The organism is Pseudogemmobacter hezensis (genome assembly GCF_013155295.1).
GTDB lineage: Bacteria > Pseudomonadota > Alphaproteobacteria > Rhodobacterales > Rhodobacteraceae > Pseudogemmobacter > Pseudogemmobacter hezensis.
Window position 1 is genome coordinate 1 of the sequence record NZ_JABJXT010000013.1, and the last position, 26052, is coordinate 26052.

Consider the following 26052-nt stretch of genomic DNA (forward strand, 5'->3'; position numbering starts at 1 on the left):
CGATCCGTCATCGTGATCAGCATATCCGTCAGCAAACGGCCCAAATCGGCCTCCAGCGAACGGTCCTTCAAAAACAAGCCGACAATGCCGCACATGGCCCCGTCTCCCTAAAATTAGCTCTGGCGCAAACAAAGCCTAACAAACCAAAGAAACAAACAGCAAGAAAGAAAGTTGAATGATGGGAAAGTTGCGGCGCATGAAACAGGGTGTTTGCCGCATTTTCAGGCAGCCGCTGCCTGCGCCTTCAGCAGACGGGGCGCTTGCAGCAGGCAGGGCGCTTTCAGCACACGAAGCGCTTGTGCAGACGGGGCGCTTGCGCAGACGGGGCGCGTGACATGCGGCAGGCGGCTGTCAGCGCTGCTGGTCGCGGGCCTGTAAGGCCAGCGCGGCGGGCAGGCTTTGGCTGAGGGTCTGGGCGATGCGTAAAAGCTGCGGGCTCAATGGGTTAGAGCGTCGCCAGATCATGCCGATGCTGCGTCTGGGGCGCGGCGCGGCCAGGCGGTCAACGGTTACCCGGGCCGAGCGTGTCTCAATCGGCAGCGCCATTTCGGGGATCAGCGTGACGCCGATTCCCGCCCCGACCATTTGCACAAGGGTGGACAGCGAGCTGCCCTCCATCAGGTCGCGCGGCCGGGTGGCGGCGGGGATCTTGCAAAAAGACAGCGCCTGGTCGCGGAAGCAATGCCCCTCTTCCAGCAGCAAAAGCCGCATCTCGGCCAGGCCCTCGGCATCCGGAACCGGGCGACCGGACTCGGCTTCGGGGCGCACCAGCAGGAATTCCTCGTCGATCAGCGGCACAGCCTCGAAGGCGGCCTCCTGGATCGGCAAGGCAAGGATCGCCATATCCAGCCGCGCCTCCGTCAGATCGGCCAGCAGCGTGCGCGTCACGGCCTCGCGCGGGCGCGGGTCGATGGCGGGCCATCGGCGGGCCAGGTCCTGGATCAGCGCGGGCAGCAGATAGGGGGCCACGGTCGGGATCACGCCGATCCGCAGCATACCGCCCGGCTCATCCCCCGAGGCGCGGACCAGATCGCCCAGCTGATCGACCGAATGCAGAATGGCGCGGGCGCGGGTGGCAAATTCCTCGCCCAAAGCCGTCAGCCGCACCCGCCGCGCGGCGCGTTCCACGAGGGGGGCGCCCATCAGCGCCTCTAACTCGCGGATCTGCATGGAAAGCGCGGGCTGCGAGATCGCGCAGACCTCTGCCGCACGGCCAAAATGGCCATGGCGCGACAGGGCCTCAAAATAGCGCAGGTGTTTCATGGTCAGGCTGTTCATCAGCACAGCTTATCGCAGGCGTAAGATTTTGCAATTTTGAATTATTCCAAAACCTGGCTAACCTGCTGACAGCCGAGGGCACAGAGGATTCGGATCCGCTGCAAAGGGTGGCCGTTTCGCCGCATCAAAGCTTTGCCGCACCGAAGTGCCAGGACGGACAACACGCTACGCGAGATCGCAGCCAGTCGGAGGATCAGATGAACGGAAATGACGTGAAAGCGGGCGGCAAATGCCCGGTGGCCCATGGCGCAAATACCGAGCTGGGCCAAAGCGTTATGGCCTGGTGGCCGAATGCGCTGAACCTCGATATCCTCAGCCAGCATGACACGAAAACCAACCCTCTGGGGCAAAGCTTCAACTATCGTGAGGCGCTGAAGGGCCTGAATGTCGAGGCATTGAAGGCCGATCTGCGCGCCCTGATGAACGACAGCCAGGACTGGTGGCCCGCCGACTGGGGCAGCTATGTCGGCATGTTCGCCCGCACCGCCTGGCATATGGCCGGCTCTTACCGCGTCACGGATGGGCGCGGTGGCGGCAATACCGGCAACCAGCGTTTCGCGCCGCTGAACTCCTGGCCCGATAACGTCAATACCGACAAGGGCCGCCGCCTCTTGTGGCCGATCAAGAAGAAATACGGCAATGCGGTGTCCTGGGCCGACCTGATCCTGCTGGCGGGCACGATTGCCTATGAGGTCGCAGGCCTGAAAACCTACGGTTTCGCCTTTGGCCGCGAAGACATCTGGCATCCCGAAAAAGACACCTATTGGGGTTCGGAAAAGGAATGGCTGGCCCCCTCTGACACCCGTTACGGCGATGTGGCAAAGCCCGACACGCTGGAAAATCCGCTGGCCGCCGTGCAGATGGGTCTGATCTATGTGAACCCGGAAGGCGTGAATGGCAAATCCGATCCGCTGAAAACCGCAGCGCAAATGCGTGAGACCTTCTCGCGCATGGCGATGAACGATGAGGAAACCGTCGCGCTGACCGCCGGTGGCCATACGATCGGCAAATGCCACGGCAATGGTTCGGCCGCGAACCTCTCGCCCGACCCCGAAGCGGCTGGCCCGGAATTCCAGGGGCTTGGCTGGATGAACACCAAAACCCGCGGCATTGGTCGTGACACGGTCGTCTCGGGGCTGGAAGGCGCCTGGACCACCAACCCGACCAAATGGGACAATGGCTTCTTCGAGATGCTGTTCAAACATGAATGGCATATCGTGACGACCCCCGCAGGCGCCCATCAGTGGGAGCCGGTCTCGATTGCCGAGGAAGACAAGCCGGTCGATGTCGAGGATCCCTCGATCCGCGTGATGCCGATGATGACCGATGCCGATATGGCGCTGCGGGTTGATCCGGGCTACCGCGAAATCTCGCTGCGGTTCAAAGAAGATCAGGCCTATTTCTCAGAGGTTTTTGCCCGCGCCTGGTTCAAGCTGACCCACCGCGATCTTGGCCCGAAATCCCGCTACCTCGGCCCGGATGTTCCGGCAGAAGATCTGATCTGGCAGGATCCGATCCCGGCAGGCAGCACGGGCTATGACGTGGCGGCGGTAAAGGCAAAAATCGCCGCCTCGGGCCTGTCGGTCCAGGACCTGGTCACCACCGCCTGGGATTCGGCCCGCACCTTCCGGGGGTCTGACAACCGGGGCGGCGCGAATGGGGCCCGCATCCGCCTTGCCCCGCAAAAAGACTGGGAAGGCAATGAGCCCGCCCGTCTGGCGCGCGTCCTGTCAATCCTTGAACCTATCGCCAAAGCCGCAGGCGCAAGCCTCGCTGATGTGATCGTGCTGGCGGGCGGCGTCGGCGTGGAACAGGCCGCGAAGGCGGCCGGCTTCAGCGTCGAGGTTCCCTTCGCACCAGGCCGCGGTGACGCAAGTGACGCCCAGACCGATGCGGAAAGCTTCGCGCCCCTTGAGCCGATCCATGACGGCTTCCGCAACTGGGTCAAAGCCGATTACACCGTCTCGCCAGAGGAGCTGCTGCTTGATCGCGCCCAGCTGATGGGGCTGACCGCGCCCGAGATGACCGTCCTCCTCGGCGGGCTCAGGGTGATCGGCGCGAACCATGGCGGCTCGGCCCATGGCGTCTTCACCAAAACTCCCGGCGCGCTCACGAATGACTTCTTCACCACGCTGACCGATATGGCCTTCAAATGGGTGCCGGTCTCGAAATCGACCTATGAGATCCAGGACCGCAAGACCGGCGCAAAGGCCTTCACCGCCACCCGCGTCGATCTGGTCTTCGGCTCGAATTCGATCCTTCGCGCCATTGCCGAGGTCTATGCCCAGGACGACAATCGGCAAAAGCTGGTTAATGATTTCATCAAGGCCTGGGTCAAAGTGATGAACAGCGACCGTTTCGACCTCAAAGCGTAACAAAATCAAAGGCCCCGGAACCCATTCCGGGGCCTTTTCTGCCCATTTCATCTGTCCTTAAATATCCCGGGGGAGGCTGCCAAAGGCAGACGGGGGCAGCGCCCCCTGACATCCGCCGCCATCCCATCCCCTCAGCTTTCAGAGGCCTCACTCTTCCCGCGCGGCACCAGCCCGGCCAGCGCCCTTGTAATCAGCCCGGAAACCCCGGGCCGCGAAACAGCGCGAAAGGGCAGGGGACGGCATTGCTCCATCGCGGCGACGCCAATTCGCGCGGTCAGGGCGCCGTTCACCACTCCCTCGCCAAAGCGACGCGACAGCTTTGACAGCACGCCGCCGCCAAGCGCCGAGCCCATCAGATCATCGGCCAGCGAGACCGCGCCCGCCGCCAGCAGCGAGGAAAACACCCGCCGCATCAGGCTCCAGCTGCCCAGAAACCCAGCCCGCCCGCCATAGATTGCCGCAATCCGCCGGATCATCGCCAGGTTTGAATAAAGCACCGCCGCCACATCGGCCAAAGCCAGCGGCACCAGGGCTGTGACCAGGGCCACGCGGCGGGCCGCAGCCTCGACCTCTGCCACGGCCTGGGTATCAAGGGGCGCAAGGATCGTGGTCTCGGCCAGCGCCATCAGCGCATCGGCATCCATCACATCGGCCTCGACCGCCTCAAAGCGGCTCAGGCCCCAGCTGACCTCGGGGCGGCCCTGATAAAGGCCGCGAATATGGCCGCAGACCCCCCTTGCCGCCTTCAGATCGGCGCTTTGATGCGCCTCGGCTGCGGCATGGCGCAGGTGATCAAGCCGCGCGATCCGGGCAAAACCAAGCGCTTCGCGCAGCGCCATGATCAGCGCCACCAGCACCGCCAATATGATCAGCACGAAAGCGACCCAGCCCAGAAACGCATTGCGGGCGAAAAGCGAGGTGGTGAAATCCCAGGCCGCGACGCTTAGCACAAAGGTGAAAAGCGTGGTGAAAACCCAGATCGCCAGCCGCGCAAAGCCAGAGCGGCGCTGCCCGGCCAGATCCGCCATGCGCTGCAGGGCAAGGTCGGCCTCGCTGATCTCATCCACCACAGGCGCGGCGGCGGGATCGGCATCGGGGATCTCATTGCCGTCAATCTCTTCGACAAAGGGACGCACGGAACGGGGCGCTGCGGGGGGATCTGGATAATTCACAGCCGGTCTCCGATCAGAAATTCGACGGCGCGGTCAAGGCGGATATGGGGCGGGCCCTCGCCCGGGCGCAGGCTTAGCCGGGCGGGGGCAAATTCCATCATGCCGAATTCCGCATCCAGCCAGGCCTCTGCCCCCTCGCGGGCGGGCGAGAGGATCCGGGCGGGATCAGCGGGCAAAAGCCCCGGATACATCACCGCCTGCCTGCCGGTGCTCAGCAGCCGCCCGCGCACGGCGGGCAGTTCCTGGCCGTCACGGCTGACCTTTTCCTCAACCGTTGCCCGCAGGCTGGCCAGCGACAGCGCCGCGACGCCTGCGCCGGAAAACTCGGCGCGGCGTTTCGCGTCACCGACCAGCGCCTCGGTGATCGCGGTCAGGGCCGGGTGCTGCTCATGGTGCAGGTGATCGGCGCGGGTGGCGGCGAAAAGGATCTTCTCGACCCGTTTTCCGCCCAAAAGCGTGGCCAGCCACGAGCTGCGCCCGACCCGGAATGCGGTCAGCACCTCTGCCATGACCTTGCGCAGATCCTCGACCGCCTGCGGCCCCTGATGGATCGCGCCCAGCACATCCATCAGCACGATCTGGCGGTCAACGCGGGCGAAATGGTCGCGGAAAAACGGCGTCACCACCTTCGCCTTATAGCCCTCAAAGCGGCGCATCATCTCGCGCCAGAGCGAGCCTCGCCCGGCCTCGGCGGGTTGCGGGAGGGGGGCGAAGGTCAGCACCGGGCTGCCCGCCAGATCGCCGGGCAGCAGGAACCGCCCCGGTGTGCAATCCGACCAGCCCGCAGCCCTCGCGGCATTCAGATAGCGGGTGAAAGCGGCGGCCAGCACCTGGGCCCGCGCCTCATCCAGCGCCAGCGCCCCATCCTCGGCCCGGGCCAGCGCCAGGAAATCACGCGCCTCGGCCAGCCTGGTCGCGCGTTTTGCGACGATGGCCAGCGTATCCTCGGCCCAGGCGGCAAAGTCTTTCTCCATCAGGGCCAGATCCAGCAGCCACTCGCCCGGGTAATCGACGATATCGAGATGCATCACCTGCGGCCCGCGCCAGCCGGAAAACCAGCCTGCGGGCCGGGTGCGAAACGACAGCCGCAGCTCGGATATCGAGCGGGTTGAGGCAGGCCAGCGCGGATCATCCCCGGTCAGCGCCGCAAGGTGGTTTTCATAGTCGAACCGGGGCAGGGTCAGATCGGGCTGGGGCTGCAGGTGAACCGCCTCGATCCGCCCCTCACGCGCGGCGGAAAGCTGCAGCATCCGGCCACGGTTCAGCAGATTGGCAATCAGCGAGGTGATGAAAACCGTCTTGCCCGCCCTGGACAGGCCAGTGACGCCCAGCCGCAGCACCGGCTCGAACAAAAGGCCTGATATCCCGGCCTGGGTCTGGTCTATGCTGCGGGTGATGCTGTCGGTAATGCCGAAAAGTGCCAAACCAGCCCCCTGTTGTCTGGCGCCAAAGATAGGGGGCCGGGCGCCGATTGGGAAGGTGGACGAAAGCGGGCAATTCGGCTAAGCGGCGCATCATGCCACGCTATGCTTTCAGGATCGAATATGACGGTGGCCCGTTCAACGGCTGGCAGCGCCAGGCGGGCGGGCAGCCATCGGTGCAACAGGCCATCGAAGAGGCGCTGGCCCGGCTGGAACCTGGCGAGCACCGCATCGCAGCCGCTGGCCGCACCGATGCGGGCGTTCATGCCACGGGCCAGGTGGCGCATGTCGATCTGGCAAAGCCCTGGGATCCCTTTCGCCTGGCCGAGGCGCTGAACTGGCATCTGAAACCGGCCCCGGTGGCGATCACCGCCTGTGCGCAGGTGCCCGATGATTTCCATGCCCGCTTTTCCGCCATCGAGCGGCGTTATCTTTTTCGCCTGCTGGCGCGTCGGGCCCCTGCGGTGCTGGATGCAGGGCGGGTCTGGCAGGTGCGCGGCGCACTTGATCTGGGCGCGATGCGCGAAGGCGCGGCGCATCTGATCGGCAAGCATGATTTCACCACCTTCCGCTCGACCATGTGTCAGGCGCAAAGCCCGGTGAAATCCATCGATGAGATCCGCATCCTATGCCATGACACCCCGGGCGGCACCGAGTTCCGCCTTTACCTGCGGGCGCGCAGCTTCCTGCACAACCAGGTGCGCTCGATCGTGGGCACGCTTGAAAGGGTGGGGGCAGGGTCCTGGGCACCCGCGCGTGTGGCAGAGGCGCTTCGCGCCCGCGACCGCGCCGCCTGTGGCCCGGTCTGCCCGCCAGAAGGGCTTTATCTGACGAAGGCCTGCTATCCGGTTGATCCCTTCGGGGATGAGGTGGGCGGGGATGAGGCGGGCTGACGCCCTGGCTGCAGGAAAACATAGACCGCGCGGCCTCTTTGGCTTAACCCAAAGCCATAAAAGGGAGAGCGTTCACATGACATTCAGCCAGATCATCGTATCACAATTCGCCGAGCCGTTCCGCATCGTCCTGTTGCTTGGCCTTGTATGGACGATGATGCGCACCCGCGCGGTCAGCGGCACGGTGATCCCGCTGGCGGCGGGCGTGGTCTTTGTTGCCGTGCTGATCCCGATGACCCTGACCCAGGACAGCCCGGTGCCGGCGCAAACCCAGATCGGTGCGGGGTTGGTGACCAATGCGATCCTGGCCGGAATTATCCTTGGGATCTGGGAGCTGGTCACCCGCCTGCGCGGCGGAAAAGGCTGAACAATTCAGCCCCTGGCCTTGGCGGGGGGCATTGGAATGAAAACGGCGATATGAAAACGGGCCGGGGAAATCCCCGGCCCGTTCTGCTTTCCACGCGGATCAGATGCTCATTTCTGATCTGCGAAGATGTCTTTCTTATGCGTGCCACCCGGCACGAACAGCGCCCCGATCACCACCGTCATCAGCGCGACGACGATTGCATACCAGAGACCCGCGTAGATATTGCCGGACTGCGCCGAGATCGCAAAAGCGGTCGCAGGCAGCAGGCCACCAAACCAGCCATTGCCGATGTGATAGGGCAGCGACAGGCCGGAGTAACGGATCCGGGTCGGGTAAAGCTCGACCAGCATTGCGGCAATCGGGCCGTAAACCATCGTCACCAGAATGATCAGATAGGTCAGGGTCAGCACGATGGTCAGCTTTTGGCCAGTGAAGATGTCGAAGAAGTTCTTCGCCACGGCAACCGTTTCATTAGGCTGGCCTGCAACCGGATAGCCTGCGGCGCTGAGTGCGTCGTTCAGCTCGGTGTCGAAACGCTTCTTCTGGTCTGCGGCATCCGCTGCAACACCCGAATAGCCCTGGATCACCGTCTCGCCGATTTTCACCGAAGCGAGGGTGCCCGCAGCCCCGTCGACCGTCTCAGAATTGGCCGAACGTGCGGTCAGGCCAGCTTTGATGATGTCGCAGGAATTGGTGAACTTCGCGGTGCCGACCGGGTTGAACTGGAACGAGCAGTCATTCGGGTCTGCGGTCACGGTGATCTGGGTCTGATGCGCTGCGTAAAGCATCGGGTTCGCGGTTTTGGTCAGGAAGCCAAAGACCGGGAAATAGGTGATTGCAGCGATCAGGCAGCCGCCCAGGATGATCGGCTTACGGCCGATACGGTCGGAAAGCTTGCCGAAGAAGATGAAGCCATAGGTGCCGAGGATCAGCGACCAGGCCACAAAGACGTTGGCGGTGAAGCTGTCGACCTTGATGACGTTTTGCACATAGAAGAGCGCGTAGAACTGGCCCGAGTACCAGACCACAGCCTGGCCTGCGGTCAGACCGAACAGCGCGATCAGAGCGATCTTGCCGTTTTTCCAGTTGCCGAAGGCTTCGCGCAGCGGCGCTTTCGAGGCGGAACCCTCTTCCTTCATCTTCTTGAAGGCGGGGGATTCATTCATGGTCACGCGGATATAAAGCGAGACCAGCAGCAGCCCCAGCGAGCCGATGAACGGAATGCGCCAGCCCCAGGCGTTGAAGGCCTTCATCATCTGCGGGGTGCCATCTGCCAGCAGAACCGGCTGGCTTGCCGCATCCAGCACCGGCTGGTCGGGGAAGTTGCCGTTCACATAGCCCTGCACCATCAGAATGACGATCAGCGACAGCAAAAGGCCCAGCGTGGCCGTGGTCTGAATAAAGGCGGTGAAATAGCCGCGCTGGTTTTGCGGCGCGTGTTCCGCCACATAGACTGCCGCCCCGCCATATTCGCCGCCAAGTGCCAGACCCTGCAACATGCGCAGGATGATCAGGATGATCGGTGCAGCCACCCCCCAGGAGTGGTAGCTGGGCAGGATGCCGACGATGAAGGTCGAGAAGCCCATGATCAGAATGGTCATCAGGAAGGTGTATTTACGGCCGACAAGGTCGCCCAGCATCCCGAAAACCAGCGCGCCGAAGGGGCGCACGATAAAGCCCGCCGCGAAAGCCAGCAGCGCAAAGACGTTGCGGGTGGCCTCGGGGAAGGGGGTGAAGAACTGTGCGCCGATGATGGCGGCCAGCGATCCGTAAAGATAGAAATCATACCATTCGAAGATCGTGCCCGCAGAAGAGGCGAGAATAACCTTCTTCTCTTCTTTGGTCATGGGGCGTGAGCGGTCGCGCACGTCCGGGGTTGATGCTGCCATATGGCTTCCTCCTTGCCTGCCGCCCGTTCGGGTCGGCCTCTCCCTCTGTTGGCCTTTGCGTCCCTGTCGGATGCAAAAACATCTCCTCCGCCCGCAGACGAGATCATCGCGCTGCGGCTGGGTTTTGACGGTTCCGGCAGTGCCCTGTTGCGGCTGCGGTTGCAGCCAGGGCATGTGGCCCGCCTGGCCGATCCTTTGGGGATCAGCGCTTTCTGCTTTGGAAATCCTGCAGGGATCTGCAGGCGCTTCCTCCTCCTGTCACCGCCCGGGGCCCTCCAACCCCGGAAAGTGACCTGTCAGACCGCCACCCGGCCGATAACCCGGCCAAGGGCGCTGCGGACCTCATCGATGGCTGCCATCGCATCGATCCGTTGCAAAACGCCTTTCGCCTCATAAAAGGCGATCAGGGGCGCTGTCTGGGCGTGATAGGCCTTCAGCCGTTCGCGCACCGTCGTTGCATTGTCATCGGCGCGGCGCTTCATCTCGCTTGCGCCGCATTTGTCGCAGGTGCCGGCATGGGCGGGCTGGCGGAAGCTGTCGTGATAGCCTTCGCCGCATTTTGCGCAGCTGTAGCGGCCCGAAACCCGGCCCACCATCGCCTCATCATCGACCTCAAGGCTGACAGCTGCGGTGATCCGCAGGCCCTGGTCGGCCAGCAGCTGCTCAAGTGCGGCGGCCTGGCCATCGGTGCGCGGGAACCCATCCAGGATGATGCCCCGGGCACAGTCGGGCTGGGCCATGCGCTCTTGCAAAATCGCCAGCACGATCTCATCCGAGACCAGCGCGCCTGCCTCCATCACGGCCTTTGCGGCAAGGCCCGCAGGCGTGCCCTGGGCCACTGCCGCCCGCAGCATATCGCCGGTCGACAGCTGGACGAGGCCCTGCTCTTCTTCCAGCATGCGGGCCTGGGTGCCCTTGCCGGCCCCGGGGGGGCCAAGCAGGATCAGAACGGGGGTCTCGGCGCTGGTCATCCCTTGTTCATCCTGTTCTCGATCAGGTCATCGACGACCGAAGGGTCGGCCAGCGTCGAGGTATCGCCAAGCGCGCCAAAGTCATTCTCGGCGATCTTGCGCAGGATGCGGCGCATGATCTTGCCCGAGCGGGTCTTGGGCAGGCCCGGCGCGAACTGGATCAGATCGGGTTTGGCGATCGGGCCGATCTCGGTGCGGACCCAGGTTTCCAGCTCTTTGCGCAGCTCTGCCGAGGGCGCCACGCCATTCATCAGCGTGACATAGGCATAGATGCCCTGGCCCTTCAGGTCATGCGGATAGCCGACAACTGCCGCTTCGGCCACTTTCTCATGCGCGACAAGGGCGGATTCCACCTCTGCCGTGCCCATCCGGTGGCCGGAGACGTTAATGACATCATCGACACGGCCGGTAATCCAGTAATATCCGTCCGCGTCACGACGGCAGCCGTCACCCGTAAAATAGTAACCTTTATACTGGCTGAAATATGCTTCTTCGAACCGCGCATGATCGCCCCAGAGCGTGCGCATCTGCCCCGGCCAGCTGTCCGAGATACAGAGCACGCCCTCGCACTCAGTCTCGGTCAGTTCCGCCGCGGTTTGCGGGTCAAGAACCACGGGTTTCACGCCAAAGAAGGGGAAGGTTGCCGAGCCGGGTTTCGTCGCCGTAGCCCCCGGCAGCGGCGTCAGCATATGGCCGCCGGTCTCGGTCTGCCAGAAGGTGTCAACGATCGGCAGTTTCCCTTTTCCAACATATTTGTCGTACCAGACCCATGCTTCGGGGTTGATAGGTTCACCAACCGAACCAAGCACCTTCAGAGACGACAGATCGTGCTTTTCGACAAACTCCGGCCCCATCCCCATCAGTGAGCGGATCGCGGTCGGCGCGGTATAGAACTGGTTGACCTTGTGCTTGGCGCAGACCTCCCAGAAGCGGCCTGCATCGGGGAAGGTCGGAACGCCTTCAAACATCAGCGTGGTGCCGCCATTCGCCAGCGGGCCGTAGACGATATAGCTGTGCCCGGTGACCCAGCCGACATCGGCGGTGCACCAGTAGATGTCGCCATCATGGTAATCAAAAGTATATTGATGCGTCATCGAGGCATAGACGAGATAGCCGCCCGAAGTATGCACCACGCCCTTGGGCTTTCCGGTCGAGCCAGAGGTGTAAAGGATGAACAGCGGATCCTCGGCCCCGACCTCGACATAGGGGCAATAGGGGCGGGCCTCGGCCATCTCGGCCAAAAGGTCGAAATCGCGGCCCGAGACCCAGGAGGTCTGCTCGCCGGTGCGCTTCACGACCAGACATTTGACCCGGTCCGAGCAATGCAAGAGCGCCTTGTCGGTATTGTCTTTCAGCCCGGTTTTCTTGCCCGCACGCGGCGCCCAGTCGGCGGTGATGACGACTTTGGCCTCGGAATCATTGATGCGGTTGGCCAGCGCATCCGGCGAAAAGCCACCGAAAACAACCGAATGCACCGCGCCGATCCGGGCGCAGGCCAGCATGGCATAGGCGGCCTCGGGGATCATCGGCAGGTAAAGAACGACGCGGTCGCCCTTCTTCACGCCATGCGATTTCAGCACATTGGCCATACGCGAGACCTGCTCCAGCAGCTCACGATAGGTGATGTGTTTTGCATCTTCCTTGCTGGGATCATCGGGTTCCCAGATGATCGCGGTCTGCTCGGCCCGGTCGATCAGGTGGCGGTCGATGCAATTCGCAGCGACGTTCAGCGAGCCATCGCCAAACCAGCGGATCGAGATATTGCCGGGTGCAAAGCTGGTCTCTTTGACCGACTGATAGGGCTGGATCCAGTCGAGGCGAAGCCCCTCACGTGCCCAATAGGCCTCGGGCGAGGCCACGGATTCCGCGTAAAGCCGCGCATAGCCTGCCGCATCGACATGCGCCGAGGCGACGAAATCCGCTGACGGCGGACGGCTTGCGCCCGGATTCGACACTTTCGGATTGGGCTGGTCTTTCATGGCATCCTCCCCAGACTTCGGCAAACACAGTCACGACATATGTCAGCCGCCGATTTCCGGTCAGGCCTGGCTCGCGGCTGCTCACTCCCTTGTGACAGTCTAGCGGCAGGTGAATTTTTTGGTAACCCCCGTTGGCACAATCATTTTTCAGTAAAAATATTGACCGAATAACTGTCAACGATGTAAATTTTTTCCGCGTTTGTCACAAGTTTGACATTTTTTTCAACAACCTGGGGCTTCACAGAAACGCGAGGCTTTGCTGATGATTGCGCATCACGCCTCGGGGCGGGGTATTTGCGGCAAGATACTTTCTGTTCGGCGGCGCTGCCGGGTAACAAAATGATTCGCTGCTTCGGGCGCCCGATCACGGCGCGGTCCGAATGCGAAAAGCGGCCCGAAGGCCGCCTTTCCTGATCCCCATGTTTCGCCTTTCAGGTCGGAACATCCATCCGCATGGTGACAATGGCGCGGCCCTTGACCGCCTCGCCCCACCGCAGCTGCACCAGATTGCCATTGCTGCCTGCCCCCGGGATCGCGGTCGGCGAGATATAGCGCAGCGCATTGGCCGCATTGGTGATCGCACTTTCGGCCTGCACCGCCTCGACCATGCGGATACGGCCGCCAAAGGGAATGAAGGCCGAAGCATTCACCGACCAGGTCTCGGCATTGGTGTTTTGAATGTGCTGGATCACCACCGGGTTTGAGATCGACTGCGCCACCTGATTGTAGGTATTGGCCGAGACCCGCACATCGCGTGAGCGGGTAAAGTCCAGGCCGGAATGCGTGGTGTCGACGCGGTCAACCCGGTCAACAGTGGCGTTGAACACCCGGAAGGTATTGTTCTCCATGCAAAATCCGTTCAGGAAATGCCCGGGCCCATAGGGTTTGATCACCACCCAGCGAAAGGCCGAGCTGACATCTGAGGCGATGAAGATATTGCCGACGATGTTCAGCCCGCCGAAGGAAAACTCATTGTTGAACTCGGGCGCGGCGTCATGTTCATTGCCCCATTCGATGAAGCAATTGTCGATGTAATTGCCGGTGATCACGGTGGCCACATTGGTCTGGGTCAGCACGATCCCCGCCAGACGCACCCCCGCCGCCATATCATCGCCCTGGAAGAAATGGTTCGACTGGATCATATGCGAGGTGCCGTTCATCACCGCGAAATGGCGGAAGCGGACGACGCGGTTGTTGCGCAGCTTCACGTCATTGGCGTTGACGTTCATTGCAATCGTCGTGCGGTTTTGCGCCGGAAGCGATTGCTCGTCTGACAGGAACTGGCAGTAATCGACATGCATCCCCTGGCAGCCCGTCCCGGCCGAGGAAATCCCGCGATGTTTCGGGCGGTTGAAGGTGCAATTCTCGAACCGATTGACCGAGCCCGCCGCAGGCAGCATCACGCCCGAAGCGAGGCCGAGGCAGTTGAACTCGACATCATGGATCTCAAAGCGGTTCAGAAGCGAAAAGCCCCCGAAATCCAGCATGTATCTGAAACGGCGGAAGGTATAGGTGCGGGTGCCTGCGGCGCCGAACAGCGGCTCGGACAGATCGACCCAGCCCGCGCCGATGTTTTTTGCACGCACATAGACCTCACGCCCGACGCCGCTGCCCTCAACCAGGGCGCCGATCGGGATATTGGCGACATTGCTGACCCCGGTCAGCCGGGTGTGATGCGTGCCGGGTGTATAGGTGGCGGTCGAGGTGAAGGTTTCGATATTCCACCCGGTTGAGCTGACCGCATTCAGCGAGCCATTGCGCAAAACGCGGCGGTTGGAAAAGCTGGTCTGGCCGGAAAGACCAGCCACATCAATCGGTTCCGACAGATCGACCCGGCGGCCCGACATGTCAAAGGTCACATGGTCATTGTAGTAAAACAAAGCCTGCAGGGCGCGCTTAAACCCCTCGGTATCGCCGCCAAAGGCGCGGGAATAGCTTTCGAGATCGAAATTCCGGGTCAGCACCAGGCGGTTCGCGGCAGGCACGCTGACGGTGCCCACAAAGCGGATCGGAGAGTTTACGGTCAGATTGCCCTGGATCAGGTGATTGCCTGCGGGCACCAGGATCGTGCGCCCGCCCGCCGCCGCATCGGCTCGCTGAAAGGCCGCCATGTCATTGGTGGTACCATTCCCCAACGCGCCATGGTCGCGCACATCGACCACGTCACTCAGGTCGCGCAGCCAGAAAGAGGTGACATCCTCGACCTCGATATCTGCGATCCTGACCGTGCCGCCATTCGGGCCGGTCAGATCAAGGCCAATATGGGCAAAGACCGGCTGATGGCCCCAGACCAGATCAACGCCCGGTCGGTTGCCCGCGCCGATGATCGCCTGCACCGTCACCACCTCGCCATAGGCGGAAAGGCTGACCGCCGTCGCCGTCTGCGGCACCGCGCCTACATTGGTGCCCGCCGCGTTCCCCGCCCAGGCCGCGATCCGCACCGCTGGCAGATTGCCTGCGACCGCCTTGATCCGCACGGTCACCCGCAGATACATATCGGGCCGCAAAGGCGTTTGCGCAAAGGCCCGGAGCCGCTGGGTCGCCGAGGATTTCTGCAGCTCAAGACAGGTGCCGAAATCCTGGTCTGCCCCCACCAGTCCGGCGGTCGCGCTGCCCTCATAAGAGGCATCGCCCGGCCGCCCATTCGATTGCGACCAATGCGCCAGCCCCGCTGCAAAGGGCTGCGGCATCAGTGTCAGACCCTCGGTGATTGCCTTGTTCATCTTATGACCCCCGCCAGATTGTGCCTGCCCAAAACAGGCAAAGCCAATGCGCCGGACATCTGCGCCCCGCGCTGCAGCCGAGGGAAGTATCAACAAAGGGTTAACGCGGCCTCAGGTCGCCGTCCGCAGCAGCGGCGCGGCAGGCAACGAAAAGTGGCAATGAAAAAGGGGGCCGAAGCCCCCTTTGAATGATCTGTAAATGCGGCCCGATCAGCCCGCCAACTCAGCCTGCCAACTCAGCCCGCCAATTCGCCGGCCAGGGCGCGGTCGATCAGCGCGATGCTTTCGGTCACGCCGTAAAGGGCGACGAAACCGCCAAAGCGTGGGCCTTCGGATGCGCCCAGAAGCACCTCGTAGAGTGCTTTGAACCAGTCACGCAGGGGCTCGAACCCATGGTCCTTGCCGACCGCATAGACGATGGTTTGCAGCGCCTCATCCTCGGCCTGGCCCTCTTCGGGCCCGGTGAAGGCCGCGAAGCGCGCCCGCAGATCGAGGATCGCGGCGCGTTCCTGATCGGTCGGCAGGCGGTAGGTCCGGCTCGGCGCGATCTTGTCCTGGAAGTATTTCAGCGCGAAACCGGCGGCCGCATCCAGATCGGGGTTTGCCTCGGGCGAGGCCTCGGGCGCGTAGCGCTTGATAAAGCCCCAAAGGCCCGCCGCATCCTTGGCACCCGCCACCGAGGCCAGATTCAGCAGCATCGCAAAAGGCACCACCATGGTCGATTTCGGCGGGTTGCCGTTGTGGATATGCCAGACCGGGTTGTTGACCTGTTGCTCGATCGTTTGATCGGGATAGGCCTTCAGCTGCTGGTGGTATTCATCGACCGCCTTCGGGATCACATCCCACCACAGCCGCTTGGCCGTTTTCGGTTTTTGATACATGAAATAGGACAGCGATTCCGCCGAGGCATAGGTCAGCCATTCGTCGATGGTCAGCCCGTTGCCCTTGGATTTCGAGATCTTCTGACCCGCCTCATCAAGGAACAGCTCATAGGTGAAGTGGTTGGGTTTGCGCCCGCCCAGAACCTCACAAATGCCATCATAGATCGGCGTATTGGTCGAGTGATCCTTGCCATACATCTCGAAATCAACGTCGAGCTGCGCCCAGCGGGCCCCGAAATCGGGCTTCCACTGCAGTTTCACATTGCCGCCGGTGACGGGCAGCGTCCATTCACGGCCTTCCTCATCGTCAAAGGTGATGGTGTGGTTCACCTTGTCGATCGACTTCATCGGCACGTAAAGCACCCGGCCTGTTTCCGGATGGATCGGCAGGAAGCAGCTATAGGTCTGCTGACGTTCCTCGCGCAAAGACGCCAGCATGATCGCCATGATCTCGTCATAGCGCTCGACGCAAAGCTTCAGCGTGGCGTCAAAGAGGCCAGCGCGGTAGAATTCGGTCGAAGAGATGAAGTCATACTGGAAGCCGAAGGTATCCAGGAACCGCCGCAGCATGGCGTTGTTGTGATGGCCAAAGCTTTCATATTCGCCGAAAGGATCGGGAACCGAGGTCAGCGGCTTTTGGATATTGGCCTTCAGCAGATCCTGCTGCGGCACATTTTCCGGCACTTTGCGCATCCCGTCGAGATCGTCGGAAAAACAGATCAGCCGGGTCGGGATGTCCGAGATCGCCTCGAACGCGCGACGGATCATTGTGGTGCGTGCGACCTCGCCAAAGGTGCCGATATGGGGCAGACCCGAGGGGCCATAGCCGGTCTCGAACAGCACATAGCCCTTTTCGGGGGCCTTCTTCTCATAGCGTTTAAGCAGCGCGCGGGCCTCTTCGAAAGGCCAGGCTTTCGACTTCATCGCCGCATCGCGAAGCTCAGACATGAGAATTTCCTTTTACATGATCTGCCCGGGCGACAGTGCCAGGGCATGAGTGGGGGCCGGGCCAAAGGGCCGGGCAAGCCCATAACGCTCTATTGCCGCAGGCCGGGGGCGTCAATGTGCAGGGCAGGGCGCTTGTGGCTTTCCACAATGAAAAAGGGGCCGGATGGCCCCTTTTGTTGCTATATCTTCAGTGCTCGCCATCCGGACGCGGTGGCTTGCCAGCGGCCAGGTCGCGGGCCTGTTGCACCCATTCGTCGCGGCTGACGCGGCCCCTGAACCCTTCCAGGTTCTCATCGACCCAGGCGATTTCCGCATCCGTCCAGGCGGCGATCTGGTCGAAATGGTAATAGCCCAGCTTGTGGCACAGCTCTTCGAGAACCGGACCAATGCCTTTGATCAGCTTCAGATCATCGGCCTTGCCACCACGTGCGGCGGTCAGCGACACGGGCTTGCTGGCTGCGACCGGCGTCAGCAGCGGCGCCGGGGCCGCTACCGGGGCCACGACCTCGGCTGCGCGGGCATTGCAGGCCGCAAGGTCGGCCTTCGCCTTTGCCAGATCGCCCTCAAGCGCGGCTATACGCCCATCCGCGCTGCCACGCGCCTTTTCACAATCGCCAAGGCTGACCCGCAGCCGCGCCGCCTCTGCTGTCGCGGCATCCGCCGCTGACGTGTCAACGGTGACGCTGGCCTCGCGGCGGCCAAAGATCAGCCAGCCCGCAAACAGCCCAACCAGCGCGGCGAGCACCAGCAGCACCCAGATCTCGCCGAGAAGAAACCCCCAATTCTGAAACATCCTGATTCTCCCAAGAATCTGTTACTGCGGACCTTCCCCGGTCCATTCAATGGTTGTGCGCCGATTGGCGGCTTTGCCCTCTTCGGTGTCATTGGTGGCCACGGGCTGGCTGGCGCCATATCCCTGCGCCCTGAGATCACCCGCCGGAATGCCCCGCGCGATCAGCTCTTTGCGCACCGCCACCGCCCGGCGCTGCGAAAGGCCCAGGTTCATCTCGGCATCACCCGTGGCATCGGTATGGCCGCCGATTTTCGCCTGCAGCCCGCCCGTTCCGGTGCAGGGCAGAACGACCGAGGCCAGCTGGTTGATCACCGCGCGGGCATCGGCGCTCAGCTGATCCGAGCCTGAGACGAAATTGATCGTCGAGCGGCCCAGGATCGCATCGGCCTGTGCGGTGCATTCGGTCAGCGAGGGCGTGATATTCGCCACCGGCAGCCAATATCCGCCGCGCAGCTCTTCGGTCTGCCCGGTGATGGCGTTGGTGCGCTGCTCGCCCTCATCCCCTCGGGGCGCGACCTCCTGGACAGTGACGCTGACATCCAGCTCTGGCGAGATCGCTTTCATGCCACTTTGCAGCGTTTCAGTCAGCAGGGCGGTATTGCTGCCCGGGCCGACCTCGGCGAAGATCTCCGCCTTGCCCGGCGCCATATTCGCATTGAGGCGCTCGACTGAGGGAAACCATGGGGCCAGAACCCCGAGCAGTGCGGCCTCATGCCCTGGCTCACCGATCAGCGCCTGATGCGCCGGGCTATAGACAGACGGGATGCCGGTCGCGGCTGAGATCGTCTTTTCGTCCAGACCCACCGGGAGTTTTCCGCTCACCTGTGCGCCCGAAAAGGCGTCATAGCTGAAATGCCACTCTGGCGGGGTGCCGTCATCCAGCAGGTCCAGCCTGACCTCGACCCTGTCAGCGGCCAGGTCTTGCAGCGCTGCATGGACAAGATCAGCCTCAGCCGGGGTGCGGGCCTGGCCCGTCACGACCAGCCGGTCATCCGTCAGGCTGGCGGTGCCGAAATCCAGCGGCTGCAGCGCGGCGGCGGCGGCTTTGACCAGCCTGTCCCAATCCGCAGGCGCGCCAGAGGCCAGCACCAGCGGGCCGGGGTCGGGGTGGCCGGGCAGGGCGGCTATGTCTTTGCGAAAGGCCTCGGAAGGAACCGAGCCCGCGGCCGTCAGCGCCTCTGCGCCCTCTGCTTTGGTCAGAGACATTTCATAGGGGCTGACCTTTGGCAGCACCGTGATCTGATCATGCACCACCCGCCGCCCCGGCAGGCCGTTCAGCGCCGCCAGGATGCCGGATTTCTCGGCCTCGGTATCGGCGATGCCTTTTGCTGTAATGTCGCGGCCTGATACGGTCGATGTTATGCCGTGGATCGCTGGGGCGACGATGCCCGCCGCCTCGGCCGTAATCTTCTGTTCAATTTCATGTGCATTATAGGCGCGGGCCCAAAGCCCCAATCCGCCAACGCCCAACACAAGGGCCAAAACACCAAGCGGCTTGCGCATATGATCCCCCAAGGATTGCCACGCAAAGAACTCTGCCCTGTGATTCTGTGGCGGGCAAGGGGGAAGGATCCGGAAGCTGACGCTTTACCGGGGCGCGGCCCGCTCTTGCCGCAAGCGGTAAGGCGCATTAGATTCAGCGCCAGAATGTCACCGGAGTGAAGCGTTTGAACCAGCCCGTCCTGCCGTCGATGTCACCCCAGGATGCGCTGGTGGCTGTGATGATTGCCTGCTCTGCCTCAGACCAGAATATGCGCACAGCCGAGCTGGTGGCGATCCAGAACATGGTCAATTTCATGCCGGTCTTCTCGGGCTATGACCCCGACCGGATGCGCCGCGTGGCCCAGGTTGTATTCGATCTCTTTGAGGTCGAGGACGGGCTGGATGCGTTCTTCGGCCTGGTGCGTTCGGCGCTGCCCGAAAGGCTGCATGAGACCGCCTATGCGCTGGCCTGCGATGTGGTGACGGCAGATGGCCGCCACAGCCAGGAAGAGCTGCGCATGCTTGAGGAATTGCGCGAAGAGCTGGGGATTGACCGGCTGCATGCGGCGGCCATCGAATGGGGCGCCCGCGTTCGTCACCTGCTGCCCTGATCAGCCTTGCGGCGCGGCCCCCTTCGCGCGGCCCGCCGCCTGTCACCGTAAAAGTGCCTAGCGAAAGCGATCCGCCAGCCTTTGCAAGGGGCTGCGATTGTCGGGGGCGGTGGTGTCAGGCCTGTTCTCGGCTTTCGTCGCAGGGGCCACCTTTACGACCGCTGGTTCTGCCTTCGTCTCTTCCCTCGCCTCTGCCACGGTCTTTGAGGACCTGGGCGGTGCGGTGCGCAAACTTACCGCATTCATGAACTTCTGCGCGTCCCCGCCCGCCAGCGCGGCTGCACCGTCAGAGATGCCGCTTAAAAGCGCATCCAGCCAGGTCTGGTCGGCTTTGGAAAAGTCGTTCAGCACGTAATGGGCGACGGCATCCTTGTGCCCCGGATGGCCGATCCCCAGCCTGACGCGGTGATAGGCCTCACCAATATGCCCGTGGATCGAGCGCAGCCCGTTGTGCCCGGCATGTCCGCCGCCCTGCTTGACCCGCAGTTTCCCCGGCGCAAGGTCCAGCTCGTCGTGAAAGACCGTCAGCACATCGGGGCCGAGTTTGTAGAAATCCATCGCCGCCCGCACCGACTGCCCGGACAGGTTCATGAATGTCGCGGGCTTCAGCAGGATCACTTTCTCTGCGCCCAGCCGCCCCTCGGCGACCTCGCCCTGAAAGGCCTTGCGCCAGCTGCCAAAGCCGTGATCCTGCGCGATCCGGTCCAGCGCCATAAAGCCGATATTGTGCCGGTTTCCCGCATAGCGTGTGCCCGGATTGCCAAGGCCGACAAAGAGTTTCATACGGGTCTCCTGGTAAGGCATCGCAACGGCCGGGCAGATCTGCAGGCAGCGGTGGCATGGCAGGGGCCTGGATCCGGCAGGAGCCTGTGGCCTTTGTTCATCAGTGTGTCTCTATAGCGCCCGCTGCGCCCGCGCTCAACCTGACAGGAATGACCATGGCAGAACTGCGTCACTTCACCATTCGCGGCATTCGCCTGTCCCTTCCGCCCGAGGCGTTCCAGGGGCGGCTGGCCCAGGCGCTGGAGACCGGGCGCTATGAAAATAATGAGGCAAGCGCGCTGGAAAAGCACCTGCGCCCAGAGGATCGCTTTGTCGATTTCGGGGCGGGGATCGGCTTTCTCTGTGCGCTGGCGGCGCGGATATGCGGGCCGCAATCGGTCTGCGGCGTCGAGGCCGGACCTGAGACCATTGATATGGCACGCGCCAATTTGCAGCAAAACGGCTATGGTGCGGCAAAGCTGATCCATGCGGCGGTGACGGGCGATCAGGTCACGGATGAGGCGGTTGATTTCGGGGTGCGGCGCAATTTCTGGGCCTCTGGCCTGCGCATGGGGGCGGCATGGGGGCCCAATGCCCAGGTGGTTCAGGTGCCTGCGCTGGCCTCAGCCCCTTTGCTGCAGCGTCTGCAGCCAACTGTGCTCAGCTGTGATATCGAGGGGGCCGAGATTGACGCGCTCGCCGCCCCGATGCCCGCCTCTGTGCGGTTGATCATCACCGAGATCCATCCTGCCGTTTACGGCCCTGCGGGGACAAAGCGCCTGTTCGACGGCCTGTCAAACCAGGGATTCGCCTATGAGGCCGATGGCTCTCGTGGGGCCACGGTGGTGTTTCGCCGCCTTAACGCGGCCTGAACCTCACCTGAAGGCGGGCGCTGCTTGACGGCGGTTTGGGCGCGGGTGACAGTCGCAGCCCTAGGCGGGGGGCGTTGTCTGCATCGGCCCCCAGGCCCCCGGGAAATTGCAGGAGTGCCCCATGTATCTGACGATGAACCGCTTTAACGTGAAGGCGGGCGAAGAGGCCACCTTCGAGGCGATCTGGAAAAACCGCGAAACCCGTCTGCCCGAGGTGCCCGGCTTCATCAGCTTTCACCTGATGAAAGGCGCCGAGGCCGATGGCGTCAGGCTTTATGCCTCACATACGATGTGGGAAAGCGAGGCGGCATTCCGCGACTGGACCCGCTCGGAGGCGTTCCGCTCTGCCCATGGCAGCGCGGGCGGCCATAAGGGGGTGATCCTGGATCATCCAAAGCTGGAAATATTCGAATCTGTGCAATTCATCGGCGTCTGAACGGGCGTTTCAGGCCCCTTTCGTCTGCGTGATGTCGGATAAACGAAAACGGGGGGCAGATGCCCCCCGTTTTGTCTTTCGCACCTTCGGCGCTGATCTGTTGCAGATCAGGCTTCAGCTTCGTCGTCGCCACCAGCAGCAAGACCCGAGGGTGCTGCGACGTTTGCGATCACGAAGTTGCGGTCGATGGTGGGCTTGGCGCCTTTGGGCAGAACAACGTCATTGATGTGGATCACATCGCCGATTTGCTTGCCTTCCAGGTCCACGGTGATGTGGTCCGGGATGTCGGACGCCAGAACTTCCAGCTCAACCTCGGCGCGCACGACGGTCAGGGTGCCGCCACGCTTGATGCCAGGTGCTTTATCCGCATTGATGAAATCAACGTGGATGAACAGGTTGATCCGCGAATTGTCGTGGATGCGCATGAAGTCGACATGGGTCGGCAGGTCTTTGACCACATCACGCTGCACGCCGCGGCAGATCACGTGCTGATCAGCCTGGCCTTCAACCTTCAGGTTAAACAGCGTCTGCAGGAAGCGACCCTTGCGCAGGTTCTTCAGCAGGTAGTTGTAGTTCACCGCAATCGGCGTCGGCTCTTTGTTGTCGCCGTAGATGATGCCAGGTACGTTGCCGTCACGACGGGCTTGACGGGCGGCCCCCTTGCCTGTCCCCGTCCGCACCACGGCCAGAAGATCAGGGATCTCGCGTGCCATAGGTATTCTCCAGATATGAATGAGCCGCCATCCTCCAAGGGTGCATGGCGGGTGGGCGGCCTATAGCGGGGAATGCGCTTCAGGGAAAGGCGAAAATGCATCCTGCCCGCAGGCATTGCAGAAAGCATTGCCGCAACAGAAGGGCCATGGGGGCTGCGGGGAGGGGGGCGGATGGCCCCGATGCGTCACCCGCCGCACGAAAGGTGTCGCTGGCGGGCTGGACAACCCAGGCCCCCGCACGGCATGGCTGCAATCAGCGCAGGAGGCGGCATGTCTTTGATCAGAACACTGGCCAGTGCCAGGGCGGTGATGTTTGCCTTTGCGGCAATGGGCATCCTTTGGGGATCCTTTGCAGCGGTGCTGCCGGATCTGAAGGCGCAGCTGAATGTCGATGAGGCGGGCCTTGGCGGGCTGATGCTGTTCACGCCGCTGGCGGCGGTGACGGCGATGCTGCTGGCACCGATGATCGGGCATCGGCTGGGCCGGGTGGCTTTGCCGCTGGCCGCGGGCGTGATGGCGCTGGCCTTCATGCTGCCAGGCCAGGTCAGCGTGGCCTGGGCCTTCCCGCTGGCGATGATGTGCTGCGGCTTTGGCACCGGGCTGACCGATGTGCTGATGAATGCCCGCACCGCCGAGCTGGAGACGACGCGCAAACTGCATCTGATGAACCTTGCCCATGCGGCCTATTCCTTTGGCTATGCGGGGGGCGCGATTGCCACCGGCCAGCTGCGGGCGATGGGCTGGGGGCCGGATTGGGTGCTGGGCACCATGGGCCTTGTCGCGCTGATCTTCGCACTGCTGACGGCCGAGCGTGACGGCACAATCCATGGGCTGAAGCGCCCCGAGGCGGGCGGGCCCGGCCTTGGCATGATGCCGGTGATTGGTGGCGCGATGGTGCTGGTCGCCTTCCTGACCGAGAATGCGGCCGAGGGCTGGTCGGCGCTGCATATCGAAAAGACCCTTGGCGGCAGCCCCGAGCAGGGCGCGGTTGGCCCGGCGGCCATGGCGCTGACCATGGGGATCGCCCGGCTTTTGGGCCAGGGGGCGCTGTCGCGGGTAGATCCGTTCCGGCTTTTGATGGCGGGGGCCGGGATTGCGGCGGTGGGGGCGCTGATCGCCTCACAGGCCATCAGCCCGGCCATGGCCTATTTCGGCTTTGTCGTCATGGGGATAGGGGCCTCGGTCATTGCGCCGACCGCCTTTTCGCTGGTCGGCCAGCATGCAGCCCAGGGGATGCGGGCCCGCGCTGTCGCAAGGGCCACGCTCTTTGGATATTTCGGCTATTTCGTCGGCCCGCCGGTTTTGGGCCTGATCGCGGGCACTTTCTCTTTGCGCGGCGCTTTCGTGTTCGCCGCGCTGATGCTGGGCTTTGTTTTCGTGCTGGCGCCGCTGTTCAGGCGTGCCGCCTCACGCTGAGGGCTGTCTGCTCGCCGCGAAATCAAGGGCCTGCGAAATCAAGGATCTGGCGGCAGGCCTCGGCTATATCCTCATCGGGCTGGGTCAGTGACAGGCGCAGCCAGCCGCTGAGGCCCGCGCCAAAGCTTTCGCCGGGCATCACCGCGACATGGCGCTCGCGCAAAAGGGCCAGCGCGAAGTCCTGGCCCGAAAGCCCGGTGGCCCTGACATCGACCAGTGCGAACATCCCCGCCTCGGGGCGATGCACCCGCAGCCCGCCCTTGCCATCCAGCATATCCGCTACCAGCCCGGCGCGACGCGCAAAGCGTTCGACCATCCCCGCCGCAATCGGCGAAGGTTTGGAAACTGCAAGTTCGGTCATATCGGCAAGGAAGGGCTGGCTGCCAAAAAGCATGACTTCTGAAAGTGGCAGCAGCCTTTCGGTAAATTCCTTCGGCCCCACAACCCAGCCCGAGCGAAAGCCAGGCGCCGCATGTGATTTCGAGATCGAGGCCGCCGAGACACTGCGCTCTGCCAGTTCAGGCAGCTCCAGCGGCGAGGTGAAGGTCACGCCGGGAAAGACCAGGTCCTCATAGACCTCATCCGAGACCAGCCACAGATCATGCTTTTGCGCCAGGGCCCCGATGGCCGCGATGTCCTGGCGCGTCAGCACCGCCCCGGTCGGATTGTGGGGGGTGTTCAGGAAAATCACCCGCGTCCGTTCGGTGATTGCCGCCTCAAGATCCGCGACCTGCAGGCGAAAGCCGTGCTCGGGGCGCAGCGCGACTGGTACTGGCACCGCCCCGGTCTGGCGGATCAGCCCCTCATAGGTGGCATACATCGGATCGCCCAGCAGCACCTCATCGCCATTTTCGACCAGGGTGCGGAAGATCGCGTAAAGACAGGTCTGGGTGCCGGGCAGGCAGATGATCTGATCGGGGTCGATCTCACGCCCGCGCCTTGTGCTGTAGCGTTCGGCCAGTGCGCGGCGCAGCCCCGGCTCGCCCCGGCCATCGGAATAGCCCAGCCGGCCCGGGCGCATGGCGGCGCGGGCGGTTTCGATCATCTCTGGCGGGGTGGGGGAATCCGGCTCGCCGATGGTCAGCTCGATTATCGCGGTGCCCTGGGCTTTCATCTCACGCGCCAGACGGTGCACCGCCCATTTGGCTGATCCAAGCCCGGACAGCCGCTCATGAACCGCGGAATAGCGCATCATTTACCCTCTTGTGACTGGTGGATCCCGATCTCGGGAATAAAGGTGTCAAAGCCCATCAGGTCGACGCCCAGAATTGCACCAACCGAACGCAGGCCGATCACGATCAGCTCGCCCGGCGCGAAGTGATTTGTCAGGATCGAACCTTCCAGCCAAAGCCCGTCCAGCGTGGCATTGCAGGCGATGGCCTCGCTGCGCAGCCGGGCCGGGGGCACATCGCGGCCCAGATCGGCGATCAGCTGCTGAAGGCGGTCGCGGAACCGCAGATAAGAGCTTTCATGCCGCGCCAGCAGCCCCGGATCGCTTTGCACCTGATGCAGATAGCCCGCCCAGAGTCCTGCGGCCCTCGGGTCCAGCACCGGGGGGCGCAGCGTGGCCGCGATGAAAGCCGCCAGCCGCTCGTCGGGCGCGGTTCCGACCGCCGAAAGCGCGTCCTCGCCCGTGTCGGTCATCCCGTCCATCAGCGCGACATAGGCGGTGCGCAGCAGCTCGTCCTTTGAGTTGAAGTAATGGCGGATCAGCCCTGGCGTCACCCCGGCGCGGGCGGCAATCGCCCTGACAGTCGCGGCCTGCATGCCGCCCTCTGCCACCAGCGACTGCGCCGCCTGGATCAGTGCCTCGCGGCGGTTCTCTTCGGTGTCGCGGATATAGCGCCGCCGTTCCGGGATGCCCGGGGCGGCGTCTGATTGCGAAGGTGCCGGGGCGGACGGGCTTGACTTATCCATCTGGTCCTTTCGCCCGGGGCACTGTGATCAGACGCGCCCTGCACGGGCGGGCCTGATCAATTATACGAGCGAAGAATTGCACAACCCGCGCCGGTTGGCAAGCTATGGTCCGCCCTGAAGGCAAAGCCCCCCTGCATGGATGGATGACTGCGC

At 63.1% G+C, this 26052-nt stretch carries 22 protein-coding genes and 1 pseudogene; 7 read left to right on the forward strand and 16 right to left on the reverse strand.

The features are described 5' to 3' along the window. A pseudogene (locus tag HOY34_RS22140) lies at nt 1–95 on the reverse strand (glutamine amidotransferase); the annotation flags it as partial. Between the two features lie 256 nt (nt 96–351). After that, nucleotides 352–1278 carry a hydrogen peroxide-inducible genes activator gene (locus HOY34_RS14485; protein WP_172364091.1) on the reverse strand — a complete coding sequence of 309 codons (927 nt, stop codon included), beginning with the start codon at nt 1276–1278 and terminating at the stop codon, nt 352–354. Between the two features lie 197 nt (nt 1279–1475). Here HOY34_RS14485 and katG point away from each other — a divergent pair, with 197 nt between their 5' ends. Next, on the forward strand, nt 1476–3653 hold the full coding sequence (katG, locus tag HOY34_RS14490) for a catalase/peroxidase HPI (protein WP_172364093.1): 2178 nt from the start codon (nt 1476–1478) through the stop codon (nt 3651–3653). A 131-nt stretch (nt 3654–3784) separates the two neighbouring features. On the opposite strand, the gene HOY34_RS14495 is transcribed toward katG, so the two are convergent. Further along, nucleotides 3785–4825 (reverse strand): YcjF family protein, encoded by a 1041-nt coding sequence (locus HOY34_RS14495; RefSeq protein ID WP_172364095.1) that lies wholly within the window; start codon nt 4823–4825, stop codon nt 3785–3787. Beyond that, complete coding sequence (locus HOY34_RS14500) at nt 4822–6234, reverse strand: YcjX family GTP-binding protein (RefSeq protein ID WP_366926965.1); 1413 nt, start codon at nt 6232–6234, stop codon at nt 4822–4824. Before HOY34_RS14500 ends, HOY34_RS14495 begins: the two co-directional genes overlap by 4 nt. A 107-nt stretch (nt 6235–6341) precedes the next feature. On the opposite strand from HOY34_RS14500, the gene truA reads away from it, so the two are divergent. Then, nucleotides 6342–7139 carry a tRNA pseudouridine(38-40) synthase TruA gene (gene truA / locus HOY34_RS14505; protein ID WP_172364099.1) on the forward strand — a complete coding sequence of 266 codons (798 nt, stop codon included), beginning with the start codon at nt 6342–6344 and terminating at the stop codon, nt 7137–7139. Nucleotides 7140–7215: 76 nt separating this feature from the next. Beyond that, nucleotides 7216–7506 carry a hypothetical protein gene (locus HOY34_RS14510; protein WP_172364101.1) on the forward strand — a complete coding sequence of 97 codons (291 nt, stop codon included), beginning with the start codon at nt 7216–7218 and terminating at the stop codon, nt 7504–7506. 107 nt (nt 7507–7613) lie between these two features. Here the strand turns inward: HOY34_RS14510 and HOY34_RS14515 are convergent, their stop codons facing one another. The 8 genes from HOY34_RS14515 to HOY34_RS14550 form a co-directional block, all read right to left on the reverse strand. Beyond that, nucleotides 7614–9395, reverse strand: a complete 1782-nt coding sequence (locus tag HOY34_RS14515; RefSeq protein ID WP_216654769.1) for an MFS transporter — start codon at nt 9393–9395, stop codon at nt 7614–7616. 296 nt (nt 9396–9691) lie between these two features. Continuing rightward, nucleotides 9692–10366 (reverse strand): adenylate kinase, encoded by a 675-nt coding sequence (locus tag HOY34_RS14520; protein ID WP_172364103.1) that lies wholly within the window; start codon nt 10364–10366, stop codon nt 9692–9694. Continuing rightward, nucleotides 10363–12345 carry an acetate--CoA ligase gene (gene acs, locus HOY34_RS14525; protein WP_172364105.1) on the reverse strand — a complete coding sequence of 661 codons (1983 nt, stop codon included), beginning with the start codon at nt 12343–12345 and terminating at the stop codon, nt 10363–10365. The genes HOY34_RS14520 and acs overlap by 4 nt, the downstream gene beginning before the upstream one ends. Before the next feature lie 140 nt (nt 12346–12485). After that, nucleotides 12486–12713: a hypothetical protein gene (locus HOY34_RS14530; protein WP_172364107.1), complete on the reverse strand. Its 228-nt coding sequence runs from the start codon at nt 12711–12713 to the stop codon at nt 12486–12488. A 63-nt stretch (nt 12714–12776) separates the two neighbouring features. Beyond that, complete coding sequence (locus HOY34_RS14535) at nt 12777–15068, reverse strand: glycosyl hydrolase family 28-related protein (RefSeq protein ID WP_172364109.1); 2292 nt, start codon at nt 15066–15068, stop codon at nt 12777–12779. 236 nt (nt 15069–15304) lie between these two features. Beyond that, on the reverse strand, nt 15305–16897 hold the full coding sequence (locus tag HOY34_RS14540; RefSeq protein ID WP_172364111.1) for a lysine--tRNA ligase: 1593 nt from the start codon (nt 16895–16897) through the stop codon (nt 15305–15307). Nucleotides 16898–17084: 187 nt separating this feature from the next. Further along, entirely contained in the window at nt 17085–17690 is a 606-nt protein-coding gene (locus tag HOY34_RS14545; protein WP_172364113.1) for a helix-hairpin-helix domain-containing protein, read from the reverse strand. Nucleotides 17691–17711: 21 nt separating this feature from the next. Then, nucleotides 17712–19193, reverse strand: a complete 1482-nt coding sequence (locus HOY34_RS14550) for an OmpA family protein (protein ID WP_172364115.1) — start codon at nt 19191–19193, stop codon at nt 17712–17714. 188 nt (nt 19194–19381) lie between these two features. Here HOY34_RS14550 and HOY34_RS14555 point away from each other — a divergent pair, with 188 nt between their 5' ends. After that, on the forward strand, nt 19382–19783 hold the full coding sequence (locus HOY34_RS14555; RefSeq protein ID WP_172364298.1) for a tellurite resistance TerB family protein: 402 nt from the start codon (nt 19382–19384) through the stop codon (nt 19781–19783). A 57-nt stretch (nt 19784–19840) separates the two neighbouring features. On the opposite strand, the gene pth is transcribed toward HOY34_RS14555, so the two are convergent. Next, entirely contained in the window at nt 19841–20566 is a 726-nt protein-coding gene (pth, locus tag HOY34_RS14560; RefSeq protein WP_172364117.1) for an aminoacyl-tRNA hydrolase, read from the reverse strand. Nucleotides 20567–20721: 155 nt separating this feature from the next. Here pth and HOY34_RS14565 point away from each other — a divergent pair, with 155 nt between their 5' ends. Both HOY34_RS14565 and hmuQ read left to right on the forward strand, forming a co-directional pair. After that, on the forward strand, nt 20722–21417 hold the full coding sequence (locus HOY34_RS14565; protein ID WP_172364119.1) for an FkbM family methyltransferase: 696 nt from the start codon (nt 20722–20724) through the stop codon (nt 21415–21417). 121 nt (nt 21418–21538) lie between these two features. Further along, the gene (hmuQ, locus tag HOY34_RS14570) at nt 21539–21853 is read left to right on the forward strand and encodes a heme-degrading protein HmuQ (protein ID WP_172364121.1); all 315 of its coding nucleotides are present in this window, start codon (nt 21539–21541) and stop codon (nt 21851–21853) included. A 107-nt stretch (nt 21854–21960) separates the two neighbouring features. Here hmuQ and HOY34_RS14575 read toward each other — a convergent pair whose 3' ends face one another. Next, nucleotides 21961–22566 carry a 50S ribosomal protein L25/general stress protein Ctc gene (locus HOY34_RS14575; RefSeq protein WP_172364123.1) on the reverse strand — a complete coding sequence of 202 codons (606 nt, stop codon included), beginning with the start codon at nt 22564–22566 and terminating at the stop codon, nt 21961–21963. Between the two features lie 270 nt (nt 22567–22836). Between HOY34_RS14575 and HOY34_RS14580 the strand changes: the two genes are divergently transcribed. Next, entirely contained in the window at nt 22837–23982 is a 1146-nt protein-coding gene (locus HOY34_RS14580) for an MFS transporter (protein ID WP_172364125.1), read from the forward strand. Nucleotides 23983–24004: 22 nt separating this feature from the next. Here the strand turns inward: HOY34_RS14580 and HOY34_RS14585 are convergent, their stop codons facing one another. Together HOY34_RS14585 and HOY34_RS14590 are read right to left on the reverse strand one after the other, a co-directional pair. After that, entirely contained in the window at nt 24005–25174 is a 1170-nt protein-coding gene (locus tag HOY34_RS14585; RefSeq protein WP_172364300.1) for a pyridoxal phosphate-dependent aminotransferase, read from the reverse strand. Continuing rightward, complete coding sequence (locus HOY34_RS14590; RefSeq protein ID WP_172364127.1) at nt 25174–25899, reverse strand: TetR/AcrR family transcriptional regulator; 726 nt, start codon at nt 25897–25899, stop codon at nt 25174–25176. The genes HOY34_RS14585 and HOY34_RS14590 overlap by 1 nt, the downstream gene beginning before the upstream one ends. Nucleotides 25900–26052: the final 153 nt, after the last annotated feature.